Below are 13,005 nucleotides of genomic sequence, written 5' to 3' on the forward strand. Positions count from 1 at the left end.
CGACGTGGGCGAAAAACCGGTACGGAGCAGAGCGTCACGAAGAGGTTGGAGAATAAGGCACAGCACCCAGCCGAGAATGAACGGGACGGCGCTGCCGCCAAGCACGATCAGAACCGCAATGATGCCCGCAATCAAGAGACCGGGCGCCAGACCCGGCGTTGACCGCTCCCGAGGAGTTGCCACGTACCGCCACTATCCCTCTTCTAAAGGCCGAGCTTCCGCTCAATCCCGACCAACGCCTGAAATCTGCCCTTTCCCGTATGCCGCCCCGGACCTTGCGGCCCGACCGAGCGGCGCTTCGAATTACTTTCTGGTTTCGGCTGCTTTCGCTGCGAAAAGCGCCCAAGCTTAAAAACCGTTCTAGGGATACGCGCCGGGGCTGTTGCCGTTCCGTGCTGGTTGGCGGGCAGATTCCGGGCAAGCACTGCGCCGCCGGGGAACTGCCGGCGGGGGATCTTCGTTCTGCGGCGAAGGCGGCTCTGCCTGCAGGGCGGGGTTGCCGCGAGAGGGATCGCTCCCCTTTCCTGCCGGAGTGCAAAGGAGACGCACAATGAAAAAGAACGACAACTCCCAGACCAGGCTTGCCGTCACTGCCCTTGCCCTCGTGCTTGGCCTGGGTGCGCTGACCGCATGCAACACCACCGAGGGTGTTGGCAAGGATATGCAATCCGCAGGCGAAGCGGTGAGCGATGCCGCGGACGACGCCAAGGACTAAGGAATTATTTGACGAAAACGACAAAGCGCCGGCTCCAAACGGGGCCGGCGCTTTGTTGCGTCATGCCGTGCGCGACACGCCCGTTGCGGCGGCTGCGCTGGATGGGAATTACGACACGTCGATAGCCTGACCGATGGTCGCCTTCACCACGCGGCGGTCGAACGGCTTGGTGATCAGGAAGGCAGGCTCCGGCCGCTCGCCCGTCAGCAGCCGCTCCGGGAAGGCCGTGAGGAACACGACCGGCACGTTGAACTGCTTGAGGATTTCGGTGACGGCTTCCAGACCCGAGCTGCCGTCCGCCAGCTGGATGTCCGCCAGGATCAGCTCCGGATGGCCGGTGCTGGCCAGTTCCACCGCTTCGGTGTGGGTGGAGGCGACGCCGACCACGGTATGACCCAGCTCCTCGATGAGGTTTTCCAGATCCATGGAAATGATGGGCTCGTCCTCGATGATCAGAACCCGGAGAGCCGAGCGCTCGTCGATCTCCGCCAGAGCGGAGTTGACCAACTCTTCCACGTCGCTCTCGTCGCGATCCATGATCCGCGCCGCTTCCTCGTAGGTGAACCCCTCGAGCGTGGTCAGCAGCAGCGCCTGACGGGAATCGAGCGACATTTCCGTGGAGCGGTAAAGCTGCGGCAGCATATCTCCGGTTCCGCCACCGTTCACGACCGAGCGATCGCCGATCTGCATGAAGGTTGAGGACAGGATGGTCTGGAACAGATGATACAGCGTGATCCGCATCTCGTTAGGACGGCGGAACATGCTCGTGTCTTCCAGAATAACTTCCAGACAGGCCCGTACGAAGGCATCGCCCGCTGCCTGAGTGCCCAAAAGCGCACGCGCATAGCGTCTCAGATGCGGCAGATGTACCTGAATTTCCTTGGCTATCGACACATGTCCCTCTTTGCTGCTTCCGGCCGGATTGTCCGTGGCCTTGTCTTGGGGGGACAAAAAGACCCCGCCCCAGCGTAACGCTCAACACGCTGAAAGGTTGCAAAACCACGGAAGGCTCTTGCAAGCGGAACCGGACCCAATGGCAGAACACAGGCCGCGCTGCCCGAACTTCGCAATTACTGTCTGTCGCTGGTAAGAAACAGAACTCCCCGCTTCGGCCGGAAATTTATACGGATACGAGGGGAAACGCAAAGGGCGATTATGTCCTTGCGTGAAAACTGGATCCACCTATGCAATAAAATCAGCGGGACAGAAGCTTTGCTGTTGCATTGGAAGATGTCCGCACACACTATTCCGGCCCAAACACGAGGCGGCCGCTGGCGGGCCTTGTCTATAATTGGGCTACAATACTGGGGAGGGGAACGGCATGGCTCTGGAAGCAATGCTGGAGTCTTCATTCGGGACGGGCGACCTCGTGCTTTCGGCAGCACCTTACTCTCTGTCTCCGTTACCGGAGGCGGCGCATGACATGGCCGTGAGCGCCCCTGCCCTTGGCAACCTGATCATGCTGGTTGGTTTTCTGCTGACCTTGCTGGCCACTTTTGCGCTCGCCCTTCTGCACGCCACGCAGCCGTGGCGGCATTTCAGCATTTTCCTGAACGGCATTGCACTTGCCTGCGGTGTCGGCCTGCTGGCTGGGGAAATTGCCCTGATCATGGTGCCAGCCGACAGCCTCGATCTGCTGCGCGGTGCCGCGGGACTGTTCGCGGCGGTTGCGGTGCTGTCGCTGTGGCCGGCCCTGGTCGGCCTCGGTGCGCGGGACAATGGCCGTCTGGCAAACAGCGGCGCGCAAGGCCACGCCCTGATGGGCGGAGCGGCCATGGCCCTGCCGCTGACCGCAACGCCGGGCGGCCCACTGAGCCTTGAGGATGCGCTGACGGGTAGCGGCGCGACGATCTTTGCCCGTGCGCCGGACCTGAGCGAGCGCTGGACGGTGCCGCGCCTGGGCGACGCGGCTGCCAGCCCGCCTGCCGCTCCGCTGCTGGAGCGGATCAGGACCACTCTCCAGAATGCCTTCTCGCGGCAGGCTCCGGTGGCGGATCGGTTCCGGACGGACGACCCGCAGGGCAAGCCGCGCTGGTACGAGCTGGCGGTGCGCCCCGGCCGGTTCAGCGACGGGCAGAACGGCGCAATCGGCCTGCTGATGGACGTGACGCGCCACCGGGAGGCGGAGACCCAGACCCGCCACCTGCTGCAAGAGGCCACCCACCGCACCAAGAACCTGCTGACCATCATCCAGAGCGTGGCGCGCATGAGCGCCAAGACGCTGGGCCTGCCCGCCAATGCGATCGAGCCGTTCAACGCCCGGCTGCAGGCCATCGCCATGAGCTATGACCTGCTGGTGCGGGAGGAATGGGACAGCGTGCCGCTGACCGACCTGCTGCACAGCCAGCTCAACCATACGCTGGGCAATGCGGCGGCCCGCGCCAGCACCTCGGGCCCGGCCCTGCGCCTCCGGCCGACGGCGGTGCAGACGCTGGCCCTCGCCTTCCACGAGCTGGGTGCCAAGGCCATGGTGCAGGGCGCCATGGCGGCACCGGGCGGGCGGCTGCGCATTTCATGGGAAGACGCCACCATGCGCGACGGAAGCCCGGGCTACCGGCTGGTGTGGCAGGAGCTGGGCCATGGGCCAGACGTGCCGGCGGAGCACCGCAACTACGCGCGCGACATTCTGGAGCGGCTGACGCCCCGCGGCCTGCGCGGCGAGGTTGCCGCGAGCCAGACCGACGAGGGTTTCCGCTGGGAGCTGCGCTTCCCGGCCAGCAACGTGATGCCGCCGAGGCAGGAGGGTTAACCCCCTCGCTGCCTGCGCTGGCGAAAGATCGGGGCGCTGCAGATCGAGGCGCTACAGGGAGCGCAGCGCCTCGACGAAGGCCGGAACATCGGCCAGTTGCAGCCCCGCCACGTTGATGCGGCCGGAATCCGCCATGTAGACGGCTCGCTCCGAGCGGAGTTTGAGCACCTGCTCCTTGCTCAGCGGCAGGGTGGAGAACATGCCCTTCTGCGCACCGACCGCCTGCAGATCGACCGGTCCGGCCTGCCCGTGCCCGGCAAGCGCCGCACGGATGCCGCTGACGCGGCGCTGCACGTCCTCCAGCTCCTCGCGCCACTGGCGGGTGAGACCATGGTCCTCAAGGATGAGGCGCACGGTCGCCGCGCCGTGATCGGGCGGCATGGACCAGCTGGTGCGGGCGTGCCCGGCCATGTGAGACGTGGCGATGGCCGCCGTCGCCCGGTCCGGCGTCAGCACATAGAGCGCGCCGACACGATCGCGGTAGAGACCGAAGTTCTTCGAGCAGGAGACGGCGACGACCACCCCGGCCCCGCGTCCGGCCATGAGGCGCACGCCGTGCAGATCCGCCTCCAGCCCGTCGCCCAGGCCATGGTAGGCGAGATCGACGAAGGGCAGCAGGCCGCGCTGCTCGATGACGTCGGCCACCTGCGCCCATTGCTCGGGCGTCAGGTCCGCGCCCGCCGGGTTGTGGCAGCAGCCGTGCAGCAGCACGGCATCGCCCGGCTCGGCCTGATCGAGCGCGGACAGCAGCGCGTCGAACTGCACGGTCTGGGTGGCGAGGTCGAAATAGGGATAGGTCGCGATCTCCAGTCCCGCCGCGCGGAAAATGGGCGCGTGGTTGGGCCAGGTGGGCAGGCCGAGCCAGATGCGCCGCTGGGGCAAAACTTCATGCAGCAGATCCGCCCCGATGCGCAGCGCGCCCGTGCCGCCCGGCGTCTGGATGGAGGCGAAGCGGGTGGCATTCTCCCGCCAGATGGAGCCGAAGACGAGCCCGCCCAGCAACTCGAGGAAACCGGCGTCTCCGTCCGGCCCCAGATAAGACTTGGTGCCCTGCGTCTCGAGCAGGCGGCGCTCGGCGGCCTTCACCGCGTCGAAGATGGGCGTGTGCCCCGCCTCGTCCTTGTAGACGCCGACGCCGAGATCAAGCTTGAACGGACGGGTGTCTTCCGCGAACAGGCGAATGAGCCCCAGCAAGGCATCCGCCGGCCGGGCTTCCAGTGTCTGGAACATGTCATCTCCCCAGAAGATGGGTTTTTCTGCATTGCCAACAGGTGTGCTATCGGAACGGCGGAAAATCAACCGGGGCACGGTTGGAGGCCCTTGCCTGAAAACGCCCCCCTACCCGCTCTCCGGGGCCAACCCCCGTATTCGCATGAAGTTTTTTCAGGTGCGCCGCCACCAAAGGCCACGCCGTTCGTTCCGACAGTGAGACTGTCCGGAGCAGACCTGCGCCGGTGAACCGAAAGCCATGGAGTTGGTTGGGCCATGCTGAGCGCCATCGTCTCCGCAATTTCGTTGTTCCTCGTCGGCGTAACCCTTCTTCCCCTGATCAAGAGCGGCCGATGGTGGATCCGGATCTGGGACTTCCCCCGCCAGCAGCTCTCCTTGCTTCTGGCGCTGGCGCTGGCAGCCCAGCTCGTCCTGTGGCCGGATGAGCCGCTCGGGATGGCGCTGGCGCTAGCAACGGCCCTGTGCCTGCTCTGGCACCTGCGCTGCATCTTCCCCTATACCCGCCTGCGCCGCACACAGGTGAAGGCTGCCGGGCGCGGCTCTCCGCCAGATCAGCGCATCCGGTTGCTCATTTCCAACGTCTATCAGGACAACAAGCACGCCCATGGCCTGTTCCGCACCATCGCCTCATTCGACCCGGACGTGCTGCTGGTGGTGGAGGCGGACGAGTGGTGGAACCGGCGGCTGTCCGCCTACCGGCACCGGTATCCGCACCATGTGCTGCATCCGCTGAGCAATACCTACGGCATGCTGCTGTTCTCCCGGCTGGAGATCATCGAGGCCGAGGTGCTGGAGCGGGTGACGCAGGACATCCCCTCGATCCGGGCGCTGATCCGGTTGCGCTCGGGCAAGATCATCGAGCTGCACTGCATGCACCCGGAGCCGCCGCAGGTGGGCGCGGATGTGGACGAGCGCAACGCCGAGCTGCTGATGGTGGCGAAGGAGACCGTGCAGAGCCAGTATCCGGTGATCGTGTGCGGCGACATGAACGACGTGGCCTGGTCGCACACCACCAAGATGTTCCAGCGCCTGAGCGGCCTGCTCGACCCGCGCATCGGCCGCGGGCTGTTCTCAACTTTTGACGCCCGGCGCTGGTATGCGCGCTGGCCGCTGGACCACGTGTTCCATGACAAGCGCTTCCTCCTGAACCAGCTGCAGCTGGGCAGCTACATCGGCTCTGACCATTTCCCGATCTTCGTTGAGCTGGTGTACCAGCCCGATGCGCAGGAGCTTCAGGAAGAGCCGGAACGGGCCGATGCCAGCGACCAGCGCGAGGCCGCCAAGACGATCCGCGAGGGCAAGAACGCCGCACGTGAGGCGGAACGAGAGCCGGCGGACGAGGTGGTGGCGGTTGTCAGCCAGCCGGGCTGAGCTGTTCAGGTTCTGCGCGTCCAGGGAACAGCCCTGTCAGGGGGTCATATCAGGGGGGCAGGGCTGCAGGGCCTTTGTGCGCCCCCGTTTCTCCGCGATACTGCACCGCCGCGATGAGAGAAGGGCAGCCATGAACCTATTCGACCTGACGGGCAAGACGGCCATCATCACCGGCTCCTCGCGCGGCATCGGCCGGGCCATTGCCGAACGGCTGGCCGAGCACGGGGCTCAGGTGGTGATCTCGTCGCGCAAACAGGACGCCTGCGAGACCGTGGCCGGCCGCATCAACCAGACCTACGGGGAGAAACGCGCCATTGCCGTTCCCGCCAACATCTCGTCCAAGGACGATCTGCAGCGGCTTGCGGACACGGCGAATCAGGTATTCGGCAAGGTGGACGTGCTGGTGTGCAACGCCGCCTCCAACCCATACTACGGGCCGATGGCGGGCATTACCGACGAGCAGTTCCGCAAGATCTTCGAGAACAACGTGCTGGCCAACCACTGGCTGATCTCGATGATTGCGCCGCAGATGACGGAGCGGGGCGATGGGTCGATCATCATCATCTCCTCCATCGGCGGCCTCAAAGGCTCACCCATCATCGGGCCGTACAATGTCTCCAAGGCCGCGGATTTCCAGCTGGCCCGCAACCTTGCCGTGGAATACGGCCCCTATAACGTCAGGGTGAACTGCATCGCGCCGGGGCTGGTGCAGACGGACTTTGCCCGCGCCCTGTGGGAGAATCCGGACACCCTGCGCGCGGCCACCGCCGACAAGCCGCTGCGGCGCATCGGCCAGCCGGACGAGATTGCCGGGGCGGCGGTGTATCTGGCCGCGCCCGCCTCCTCCTTCATGACCGGCCAGACGATCGTGGTGGACGGCGGCGCGACGATCGTCTGATGCAGGCGTCTGATGGGGGCGGGCGGCTCCCCATGCCTTCCCACCTCCCCCGCCGGAAGCGGAACTGCTGTGGCCGCGCATCGTTGCTACCATGACGCGCCCGGTTGCACCGCGCGGGCGCACAATCCGAAAGGGAGGTATCATGGCTGGCGAAACACAGGATACGGGCACCAGCGACAGCACCTATGATCTGGTGAGCGTGCTCTACCACTGCCTGCAAGGGGTGGAGATGTACGAGGTCTATGCCGCCGATGCGGAAGACGACGAAGAACTCGCCCGCTTTTTCGAGGAAATTACGCAGCAGGAACGTGAGCGCGCCGAGCGCGCCAAGCAACTGCTGGCGGCCCGCCTGAACCGCAGCTGAAACGCTCCCCCTGCATCAAGCCATGCCCGAAACGAAATGAACGGGCGCGCATAGCCGTACTCTCATGCAAAATATGACCGGACAATTAAGTATTATTGGTAATTGACGAAATAATTAATGTGCATGAGACTGGCGCCGTTCGCGCGGCGGCCTATTTTGCCATCGCGCATGATCATCTCTGTGTTGAGATGGGGAGAAGCATGGGAAGATTGCAGGGGAAGACCGTCCTCCTTGTGGAGGACGAGCCGATCGTCGCCATGCTGGTGGAAGATATGCTGGCTGGTCTTGGTGCGCAGGTGGTAGGTCCCGCCGCGCAGTTGACTGAAGCGATTGAGTTGGCAACGAGTGCACAGTTCGATGTAGCTGTGCTGGACGTGAAGCTGGGTGGGGACAGCAGCGCGAAGGTGGCTGAAATGCTGCGTGAGCGGGCGATCCCCTACGTTCTGGCGACCGGATTTGACAATCCGGCGCTCGGTTCGGGCGCTCCGGTGCTGCAGAAGCCCTATCTTCAGGAGGACCTGGAGCGGGTGCTTGAGCAGGCTCTGGAGAACAGCGAGGCCAATGGACGGGCCGCACACGGCTGAGAGTCGACCGGCAGGGCGCAAGGCCCTGCCGCAGCGCACAGGCGCTTCTGAAGAACCACCCCCAACCTGACAGGGGGCCTATCGCCCCCGCCACTGATACCCTCCGACAGTTGGCTGACCGGGTTGGCTGCCCGATCGTCTGCTTTTACGGGCGCGCCGACACTGACTGGCTGTTTCCCCCAGATCCGTCAGGCAGCATCCTGCCGGGTCCGCTGCGTCTTCAGGCTCATGCCCTCCCTCACCCGAAGGCCGTTGTGAATGGCCGTGGCCGCGATGGCAGCATGGCCGGTGGCGACACTCACCTGAGCCAGACCAACCACCACGTCTCCGGCTGCATAGAGGCCAGGCACGCTGGTCTGCTGGTGGGTATCCACCCTGACGCAACCGCCCTCATCCATTGCCGCGCCGAGCGATGCTGCCAACGTTGAGCGGGGATTGCTGCCAAGGGCCGCATAGATGGCGTCGAACGTCCATGTCTCGCCCTTGCCGGCAACGACGGCACGGATCTCGTTGCCATCAAGGACGATCTCTTCGGCCGGATCCCTGACGACGGCGATGCCCGCAAGGCGCAGGCGCTCGCGCACGTCTTCTCTCAGATCCAGCGGATCGCCCTGGGTCATGAGGGTGACGTCATCGCTATAGTTGCGCACGAACAGGGCTTCTTCCGCGCCCTTCTCGCCCTCACCCACCACACAGACCTTCTTGCCGATCACTTCGTAGCCATCACAGATCGGGCAATAGCGCAGGATGCCCCGGCGCAGGGCCTGCCGGAGGTAGGGCAGCTCCGGCTCTTCATCCGTCATGCCCGTGGCGAGCAGTATGTTATGCGCCACGAGGGTCCGCTCGCCCTCGATGGGCCCGGCCTCGTCGCCCTGCTCGCGATTGGGCTGGCCTGTGCCGGCCTGCGGACTGCCGATCCGGATCTCGAAACCGCCGCCGTCCGTCTCCTCCCGGCGGGCGATCCGCATGACCTCGCCGCGCTCGATGCGCGCGCCGTAGCGCTCCGCCTGATCGCGCAGGCGTGCCAGATAGGCTTCACCGGTAATCCCTTCAGGAAAACCCGCCATGTTATGAGACAGGGGTATGCGCGCGGCGCGGGACTTGCCTGCGTCCACCAGCAGGCAGTTGCGCCGGAAGCGGCCGAGGTAAAGGGCCGCCGTCAGCCCGGCCGGACCTCCTCCGATAATGAGACAGTCCAGCACATCTTCCGATTTGTCAGCCATGACCCGGCACTCCCGAGAACGCCGCGCCTGAAACCCATGAGCAAGAGGCGCGCTTGCTCCTGCGGAACATCTCCCCGGCCAGAGGGTTCCGTCGTCACACTTGAGGGAGGCGGCAATGAACACGCGCAGTTTTGCCCTTTACTTCGGCATCCTGTTCCTGCTTGCGGGCATTGCCGGTTTCATACCGGCATTTTTGCGGGAGCCCCTCGCCCACCATCCGCCCATGGCGGTGGATGAAGGCTATGGCCGGCTGTTCAACCTGTTGCCGGTCAACATCCTGCATAACCTGGTGCACATTCTCTTCGGCATATGGGGCCTGCTCGCCTTCCGCCGGTTCTCTGCCGCACTGTTCTATGCGCGCAGCGTTGCCATCGCCTATGCGCTGCTGGCGGTCATAGGCCTCATTCCCGGCCTCAACACGCTGTTCGGCCTCGTGCCGCTGTTCGGCCATGACGTCTGGTTCCACGCGCTGCTCGCGCTGGTTGCTGCCTACTTCGGGTTTATCCAAAAGCCGCAGGAAGACCGGAAAACCGCCTACCCCGAGCAATCGTGAGAGGTAGGCGTGAGAGGCGGGCTAACCCCGCCTCAGGCCTGGCTGGCCTTTGCGGGCGCACGCTCATCCACTACGAGCGGATGGCCGTCAGAGACCAGCGGCAGGGAGCTGCGGCTGACGCCGCCCCGCAGACGGCGCGGCTTGACCTCTTCGAGGAACCCACCGGCAACCAGCCCGTCGACCACCTGGCGGTCATCGTCATCCGCCACTTCGGCATGGCTGAAGGCGGTCTTTACATCGCGCGGGCGGGGTTCGGCCAGCCGAACCGGGAACCAGCCGCCATCTTCGCTGACCAGAATGAGTCCGCCTACACGGTCCTGCAGCTGGTCGCCGGGCTGGGCCTCGATGCGCTCATAAACCCGCTCGGCCAGCCGGTGCGCCGCCTCATCGGGCGCTGCGGGCTGAAAATCGGCATTCACGTAAACATTGCTGAGACGGCGGCCCACCGGACGGTAGAGCATGGTGGGCTTCACAACGGCAAAGGCTTTCCTGGCGGGCGGGAGGGATCTCACGCAGCATGTCTCCGGGTCTAGGGGACTCGATCGCAAGGCAAGCGCATCGATGCCCCCGGTTGCGGGGCACGGCATTTTCCCGAACGCGCCCGCCAAAGAACTGCAGCGGCGGGCTCCATGAAAAATGCATCAAAAGGTCGGTCTGACTACGTATAGAACGCATGAGAACCCGGTCCGGGGGCGGAAAAAATTAACCATAAGGGACGAAGCGCTCCGCAGGCGCCGTTTCAATGTAGCGCCTGACTTTGCCTGCTTGTAGCAGGCTGGGGCCCTAAACCTTTTAGTGGCCGCAGAGTTCCGTATCGCCGCAGGGCTCACGCCGTGCTCGAAAGCCGCGCCGTTTGCTGGTCGCACTTTCTTAAACGCAGGGCTCACGCCCTGCTCGAAAGTTGCTCACTCGCCGCCGGTGATCGGCTGCTCGGCATCACGCGCGGCGATCAGGGCCTTGGAGGGGAAGCCGTCCAGCACGAGGCCGCGCGTCTTCACGCCATCAACGAAGGTTTCCAGATAGGCGGGCATGAGGGAATGGAACGTCGGCGAGTAGCCGTTGGTCAGGAACACCGCACCCGACTTCTGCGCAGGCACCATGACGATCTGGGCGATGTAGCCCTGCACCACGCCCGTGTGCCATACGACCTCGACGCCGTCGATGTCGAGCGTGCGCCAGCCGTAGCCGTAACGAGCCGCCTTCACCCCCTCATAGCGGGGCCGGGCGCGGTACAGTTCCTTGGGCGTGTTCACCCGCGGCTTGTGGATGGCCTCCAGCACATCATGCGGCAGCGCCTGCGGGGCCATGCCGAGCTGGGCCATCAGCCACTTGGCCATGTCACGCGCGGAGGCGTTGACGCCCGCCGCCGCCGGAACGCCGTAATAGGCCGGCTTGACCGTGACCTCGCGCCAGCGCTTCTCACCGATGCGCACATGGGGATGCGCCCAGTTCTCGTCCTTCTGGAGGCCTTCCATGCCGATGGAGGCGCGGTGCATGTAAAGCGGCGTGAAGATGCGCTTCTGCACCAGATCAGGGTAGCTGAGGCCGGTGCGGGCCTCCAGCACGGGCGCAACCAGATTGTAGGCGACGTTCTGGTAGCCGTAGCAGCTGCCCGGCGGGCAGGACAGCGACAGCTGGGACAGGCGGGAGACGATCTCGGCCGGCGGCACGCCCGCTTCCAGCAGATCGTCATACGCATTGTGCGGCAGGCCGACCCGGTGGCTGACCAGATCCCCCACGGTGACGTTGTTGCGGCTGGCCCCCAGCGACACCTTGGGCAGCACCTGCCGCACGGGCGTGGACCAGTCGACAAAATGCTCCTTCACCATCAGGCCGGCGACGGTGGAGGCGAAGGCCTTGGACAGGGAGGCGATGCGGAACACGGTCTGGTCGTCGACCTGGCCGCCGTCCGTCTGGCTGCGGCGGCCATAGCCGCGCACCAGCGACAAGTGGCCCTTGTCCACCATCGCAACGGAGATGCCGAGGAAATCGCCTTCGGCCACCCGGTTGCGCAGAAAGCGATCGAACGCCTTGACGCGGGCGTCCTTCTCCGGATCAGGCTGGTTGGAATCAAGCGCGACAAGACGCGGCGGCTGGGACCCCGAAGCCGCAACCGCAGGTGCAACCGTGACGGAGGACAGGGTCATCGCCGAGGCGCAGGCGAGCGCCAGCGACCGGCCCAGGGCCTTCCAGAGCACCCGGCAAACAGTTCCCTGCTCACTTCCGCTGTTGCGGCCCGCCCGAAGCCGCAGACTGCTGCGTCGCATCACATCCTTGCCTTTGTCCTGAACAATATCAGGAATACAGGAACATGCGCTGGAATGCCAAGCCCCGTTGAGCGCAACCTGACTCGGCTGAACGCAAACGGGGCAAGGTCCAGGGCCCCGGTTCGCAGTGGGAGGTCCCGGGTGGGTCCTGCGGAACAGTCTTGGCTGCCAAGCTTTCTGCAAAGCGTGAGCACGCAATTAACAGACTGGAATGCCTCGGCCTTCGCCGATCTTGCCGCCGCCACCAAGGCCGGACGCACGATTCTGTTCGCCGGGGCAGGCCTTTCGATGAGCGTGGGGTTGCCCTCGTGGAAGGAGCTGATCGACTACATGCGGGCCGAACTGGATGTTCCGGCCGATGATCCCAAGAGCGACGTCACCTACCAGACGCTGGCGGAGTACTACCGGCTGCGGCAGGGCAGCATCGGCCCGCTGCGCAGCTGGATGGACCGGACATGGAGCATCTCGGAAGCCAAGGTGCGCAAATCCAAGATCCACGAGCTGATCGTCTCGCTGGACTTCCCGATTCTCTACACCACCAACTACGACAACAATCTGGAGGTGGCCTACAAGCTGCATAAGCGGGAGTTCGTCAAGATCACCAACGTGCGGGACCTGACCCGCGCCAGCGACGGCGTGCCCCAGATCGTGAAGTTCCACGGCGATTTCTCCGACGACCAGTCTCTGGTGCTGACGGAGACCGACTACTTCGATCGGCTGGAGTTCAATTCCCCGCTCGACATCAAGTTCCGCTCCGACACGCTGGGGCGGACGCTGCTGTTCATCGGCTACAGCATGTCGGACCTGAACATCCGCCTCCTGCTGCACCGCTTGTGGAAGACCTGGCAGGCCAGCGGGCGGGAGAAGGACCGGCCCCACTCCTTCCTGTTCGCCCATCGGCCCAGCCCGGTGCAGACCGCCGTGCTGGAGCAGTGGGGCATCACCGTGCTGACGGAGGACGAGCCCAACCCGGAAGCGGCGCTGCTGAGCTTCCTCACCCGCCTGAAGAAGGCAACGGAGGAGCTGAAGGAGCCGAAGGGCTAGGCTGGCG

General features: G+C 64.9%; 14 protein-coding genes. 8 read left to right on the forward strand and 6 right to left on the reverse strand.

Translation table 11 applies throughout. The features are described from left to right. Nucleotides 1–183, reverse strand: a 183-nt coding sequence (locus tag VIG90_RS14030) for a hypothetical protein (RefSeq protein WP_331594144.1), incomplete at its 3' end; no start/stop codon positions are given. 367 nt (nt 184–550) lie between these two features. On the opposite strand from VIG90_RS14030, the gene VIG90_RS14035 reads away from it, so the two are divergent. Next, nucleotides 551–715 (forward strand): entericidin A/B family lipoprotein, encoded by a 165-nt coding sequence (locus VIG90_RS14035; RefSeq protein ID WP_331594145.1) that lies wholly within the window; start codon nt 551–553, stop codon nt 713–715. A 108-nt stretch (nt 716–823) separates the two neighbouring features. On the opposite strand, the gene VIG90_RS14040 is transcribed toward VIG90_RS14035, so the two are convergent. Beyond that, nucleotides 824–1,609 (reverse strand): response regulator, encoded by a 786-nt coding sequence (locus VIG90_RS14040; protein WP_331594146.1) that lies wholly within the window; start codon nt 1,607–1,609, stop codon nt 824–826. A 427-nt stretch (nt 1,610–2,036) separates the two neighbouring features. Between VIG90_RS14040 and VIG90_RS14045 the strand changes: the two genes are divergently transcribed. Next, nucleotides 2,037–3,464 (forward strand): HWE histidine kinase domain-containing protein, encoded by a 1,428-nt coding sequence (locus VIG90_RS14045; protein WP_331594147.1) that lies wholly within the window; start codon nt 2,037–2,039, stop codon nt 3,462–3,464. Between the two features lie 51 nt (nt 3,465–3,515). Here VIG90_RS14045 and VIG90_RS14050 read toward each other — a convergent pair whose 3' ends face one another. Continuing rightward, the gene (locus VIG90_RS14050) at nt 3,516–4,694 is read right to left on the reverse strand and encodes an amino acid aminotransferase (protein ID WP_331594148.1); all 1,179 of its coding nucleotides are present in this window, start codon (nt 4,692–4,694) and stop codon (nt 3,516–3,518) included. Nucleotides 4,695–4,949: 255 nt separating this feature from the next. Here VIG90_RS14050 and VIG90_RS14055 point away from each other — a divergent pair, with 255 nt between their 5' ends. The 4 genes from VIG90_RS14055 (at nt 4,950) to VIG90_RS14070 (ending at nt 7,911) form a co-directional block, all read left to right on the forward strand. Next, nucleotides 4,950–6,065 carry an endonuclease/exonuclease/phosphatase family protein gene (locus VIG90_RS14055; RefSeq protein WP_331594149.1) on the forward strand — a complete coding sequence of 372 codons (1,116 nt, stop codon included), beginning with the start codon at nt 4,950–4,952 and terminating at the stop codon, nt 6,063–6,065. A gap of 130 nt (nt 6,066–6,195) precedes the next feature. Further along, nucleotides 6,196–6,963, forward strand: a complete 768-nt coding sequence (locus VIG90_RS14060; RefSeq protein WP_331594150.1) for an SDR family oxidoreductase — start codon at nt 6,196–6,198, stop codon at nt 6,961–6,963. 142 nt (nt 6,964–7,105) lie between these two features. After that, a complete protein-coding gene (locus VIG90_RS14065; RefSeq protein ID WP_331594151.1) occupies nt 7,106–7,327 on the forward strand; it encodes a hypothetical protein in 222 nt (73 codons plus the stop codon). A gap of 200 nt (nt 7,328–7,527) precedes the next feature. Further along, nucleotides 7,528–7,911 carry a response regulator gene (locus tag VIG90_RS14070; protein ID WP_331594152.1) on the forward strand — a complete coding sequence of 128 codons (384 nt, stop codon included), beginning with the start codon at nt 7,528–7,530 and terminating at the stop codon, nt 7,909–7,911. A gap of 188 nt (nt 7,912–8,099) precedes the next feature. Here VIG90_RS14070 and VIG90_RS14075 read toward each other — a convergent pair whose 3' ends face one another. Beyond that, nucleotides 8,100–9,134: an NAD(P)/FAD-dependent oxidoreductase gene (locus VIG90_RS14075; protein WP_331594153.1), complete on the reverse strand. Its 1,035-nt coding sequence runs from the start codon at nt 9,132–9,134 to the stop codon at nt 8,100–8,102. A 115-nt stretch (nt 9,135–9,249) separates the two neighbouring features. On the opposite strand from VIG90_RS14075, the gene VIG90_RS14080 reads away from it, so the two are divergent. Continuing rightward, nucleotides 9,250–9,687: a DUF4383 domain-containing protein gene (locus VIG90_RS14080; protein ID WP_331594154.1), complete on the forward strand. Its 438-nt coding sequence runs from the start codon at nt 9,250–9,252 to the stop codon at nt 9,685–9,687. A gap of 32 nt (nt 9,688–9,719) precedes the next feature. On the opposite strand, the gene VIG90_RS14085 is transcribed toward VIG90_RS14080, so the two are convergent. Both VIG90_RS14085 and VIG90_RS14090 read right to left on the reverse strand, forming a co-directional pair. Further along, nucleotides 9,720–10,199 carry a hypothetical protein gene (locus VIG90_RS14085; protein ID WP_331594155.1) on the reverse strand — a complete coding sequence of 160 codons (480 nt, stop codon included), beginning with the start codon at nt 10,197–10,199 and terminating at the stop codon, nt 9,720–9,722. A 393-nt stretch (nt 10,200–10,592) separates the two neighbouring features. Continuing rightward, the gene (locus tag VIG90_RS14090; RefSeq protein WP_331594156.1) at nt 10,593–11,885 is read right to left on the reverse strand and encodes a serine hydrolase domain-containing protein; all 1,293 of its coding nucleotides are present in this window, start codon (nt 11,883–11,885) and stop codon (nt 10,593–10,595) included. A gap of 255 nt (nt 11,886–12,140) precedes the next feature. On the opposite strand from VIG90_RS14090, the gene VIG90_RS14095 reads away from it, so the two are divergent. Further along, nucleotides 12,141–12,998 carry an SIR2 family NAD-dependent protein deacylase gene (locus VIG90_RS14095; RefSeq protein ID WP_331594157.1) on the forward strand — a complete coding sequence of 286 codons (858 nt, stop codon included), beginning with the start codon at nt 12,141–12,143 and terminating at the stop codon, nt 12,996–12,998. Nucleotides 12,999–13,005 lie beyond the last annotated feature (7 nt).

This window comes from Pedomonas sp., assembly GCF_036515995.1.
In the GTDB taxonomy this organism is placed as follows: Bacteria; Pseudomonadota; Alphaproteobacteria; order Sphingomonadales; family Sphingomonadaceae; genus Pedomonas.

Excerpts from the sequence above, each read along its gene's own strand:
- VIG90_RS14060 (WP_331594150.1), top strand. The coding sequence starts at position 6,196 with ATGAACCTATTCGACCTGACGGGCAAGACGGCCATCATCACCGGCTCC.
- VIG90_RS14045 (WP_331594147.1), top strand. The coding sequence starts at position 2,037 with ATGGCTCTGGAAGCAATGCTGGAGTCTTCATTCGGGACGGGCGACCTC.
- VIG90_RS14080 (WP_331594154.1), top strand. The coding sequence starts at position 9,250 with ATGAACACGCGCAGTTTTGCCCTTTACTTCGGCATCCTGTTCCTGCTT.
- VIG90_RS14055 (WP_331594149.1), top strand. The coding sequence starts at position 4,950 with ATGCTGAGCGCCATCGTCTCCGCAATTTCGTTGTTCCTCGTCGGCGTA.
- VIG90_RS14065 (WP_331594151.1), top strand. The coding sequence starts at position 7,106 with ATGGCTGGCGAAACACAGGATACGGGCACCAGCGACAGCACCTATGAT.
- VIG90_RS14075 (WP_331594153.1), bottom strand. The coding sequence starts at position 9,134 with ATGGCTGACAAATCGGAAGATGTGCTGGACTGTCTCATTATCGGAGGA.
- VIG90_RS14070 (WP_331594152.1), top strand. The coding sequence starts at position 7,528 with ATGGGAAGATTGCAGGGGAAGACCGTCCTCCTTGTGGAGGACGAGCCG.
- VIG90_RS14035 (WP_331594145.1), top strand. The coding sequence starts at position 551 with ATGAAAAAGAACGACAACTCCCAGACCAGGCTTGCCGTCACTGCCCTT.
- VIG90_RS14050 (WP_331594148.1), bottom strand. The coding sequence starts at position 4,694 with ATGTTCCAGACACTGGAAGCCCGGCCGGCGGATGCCTTGCTGGGGCTC.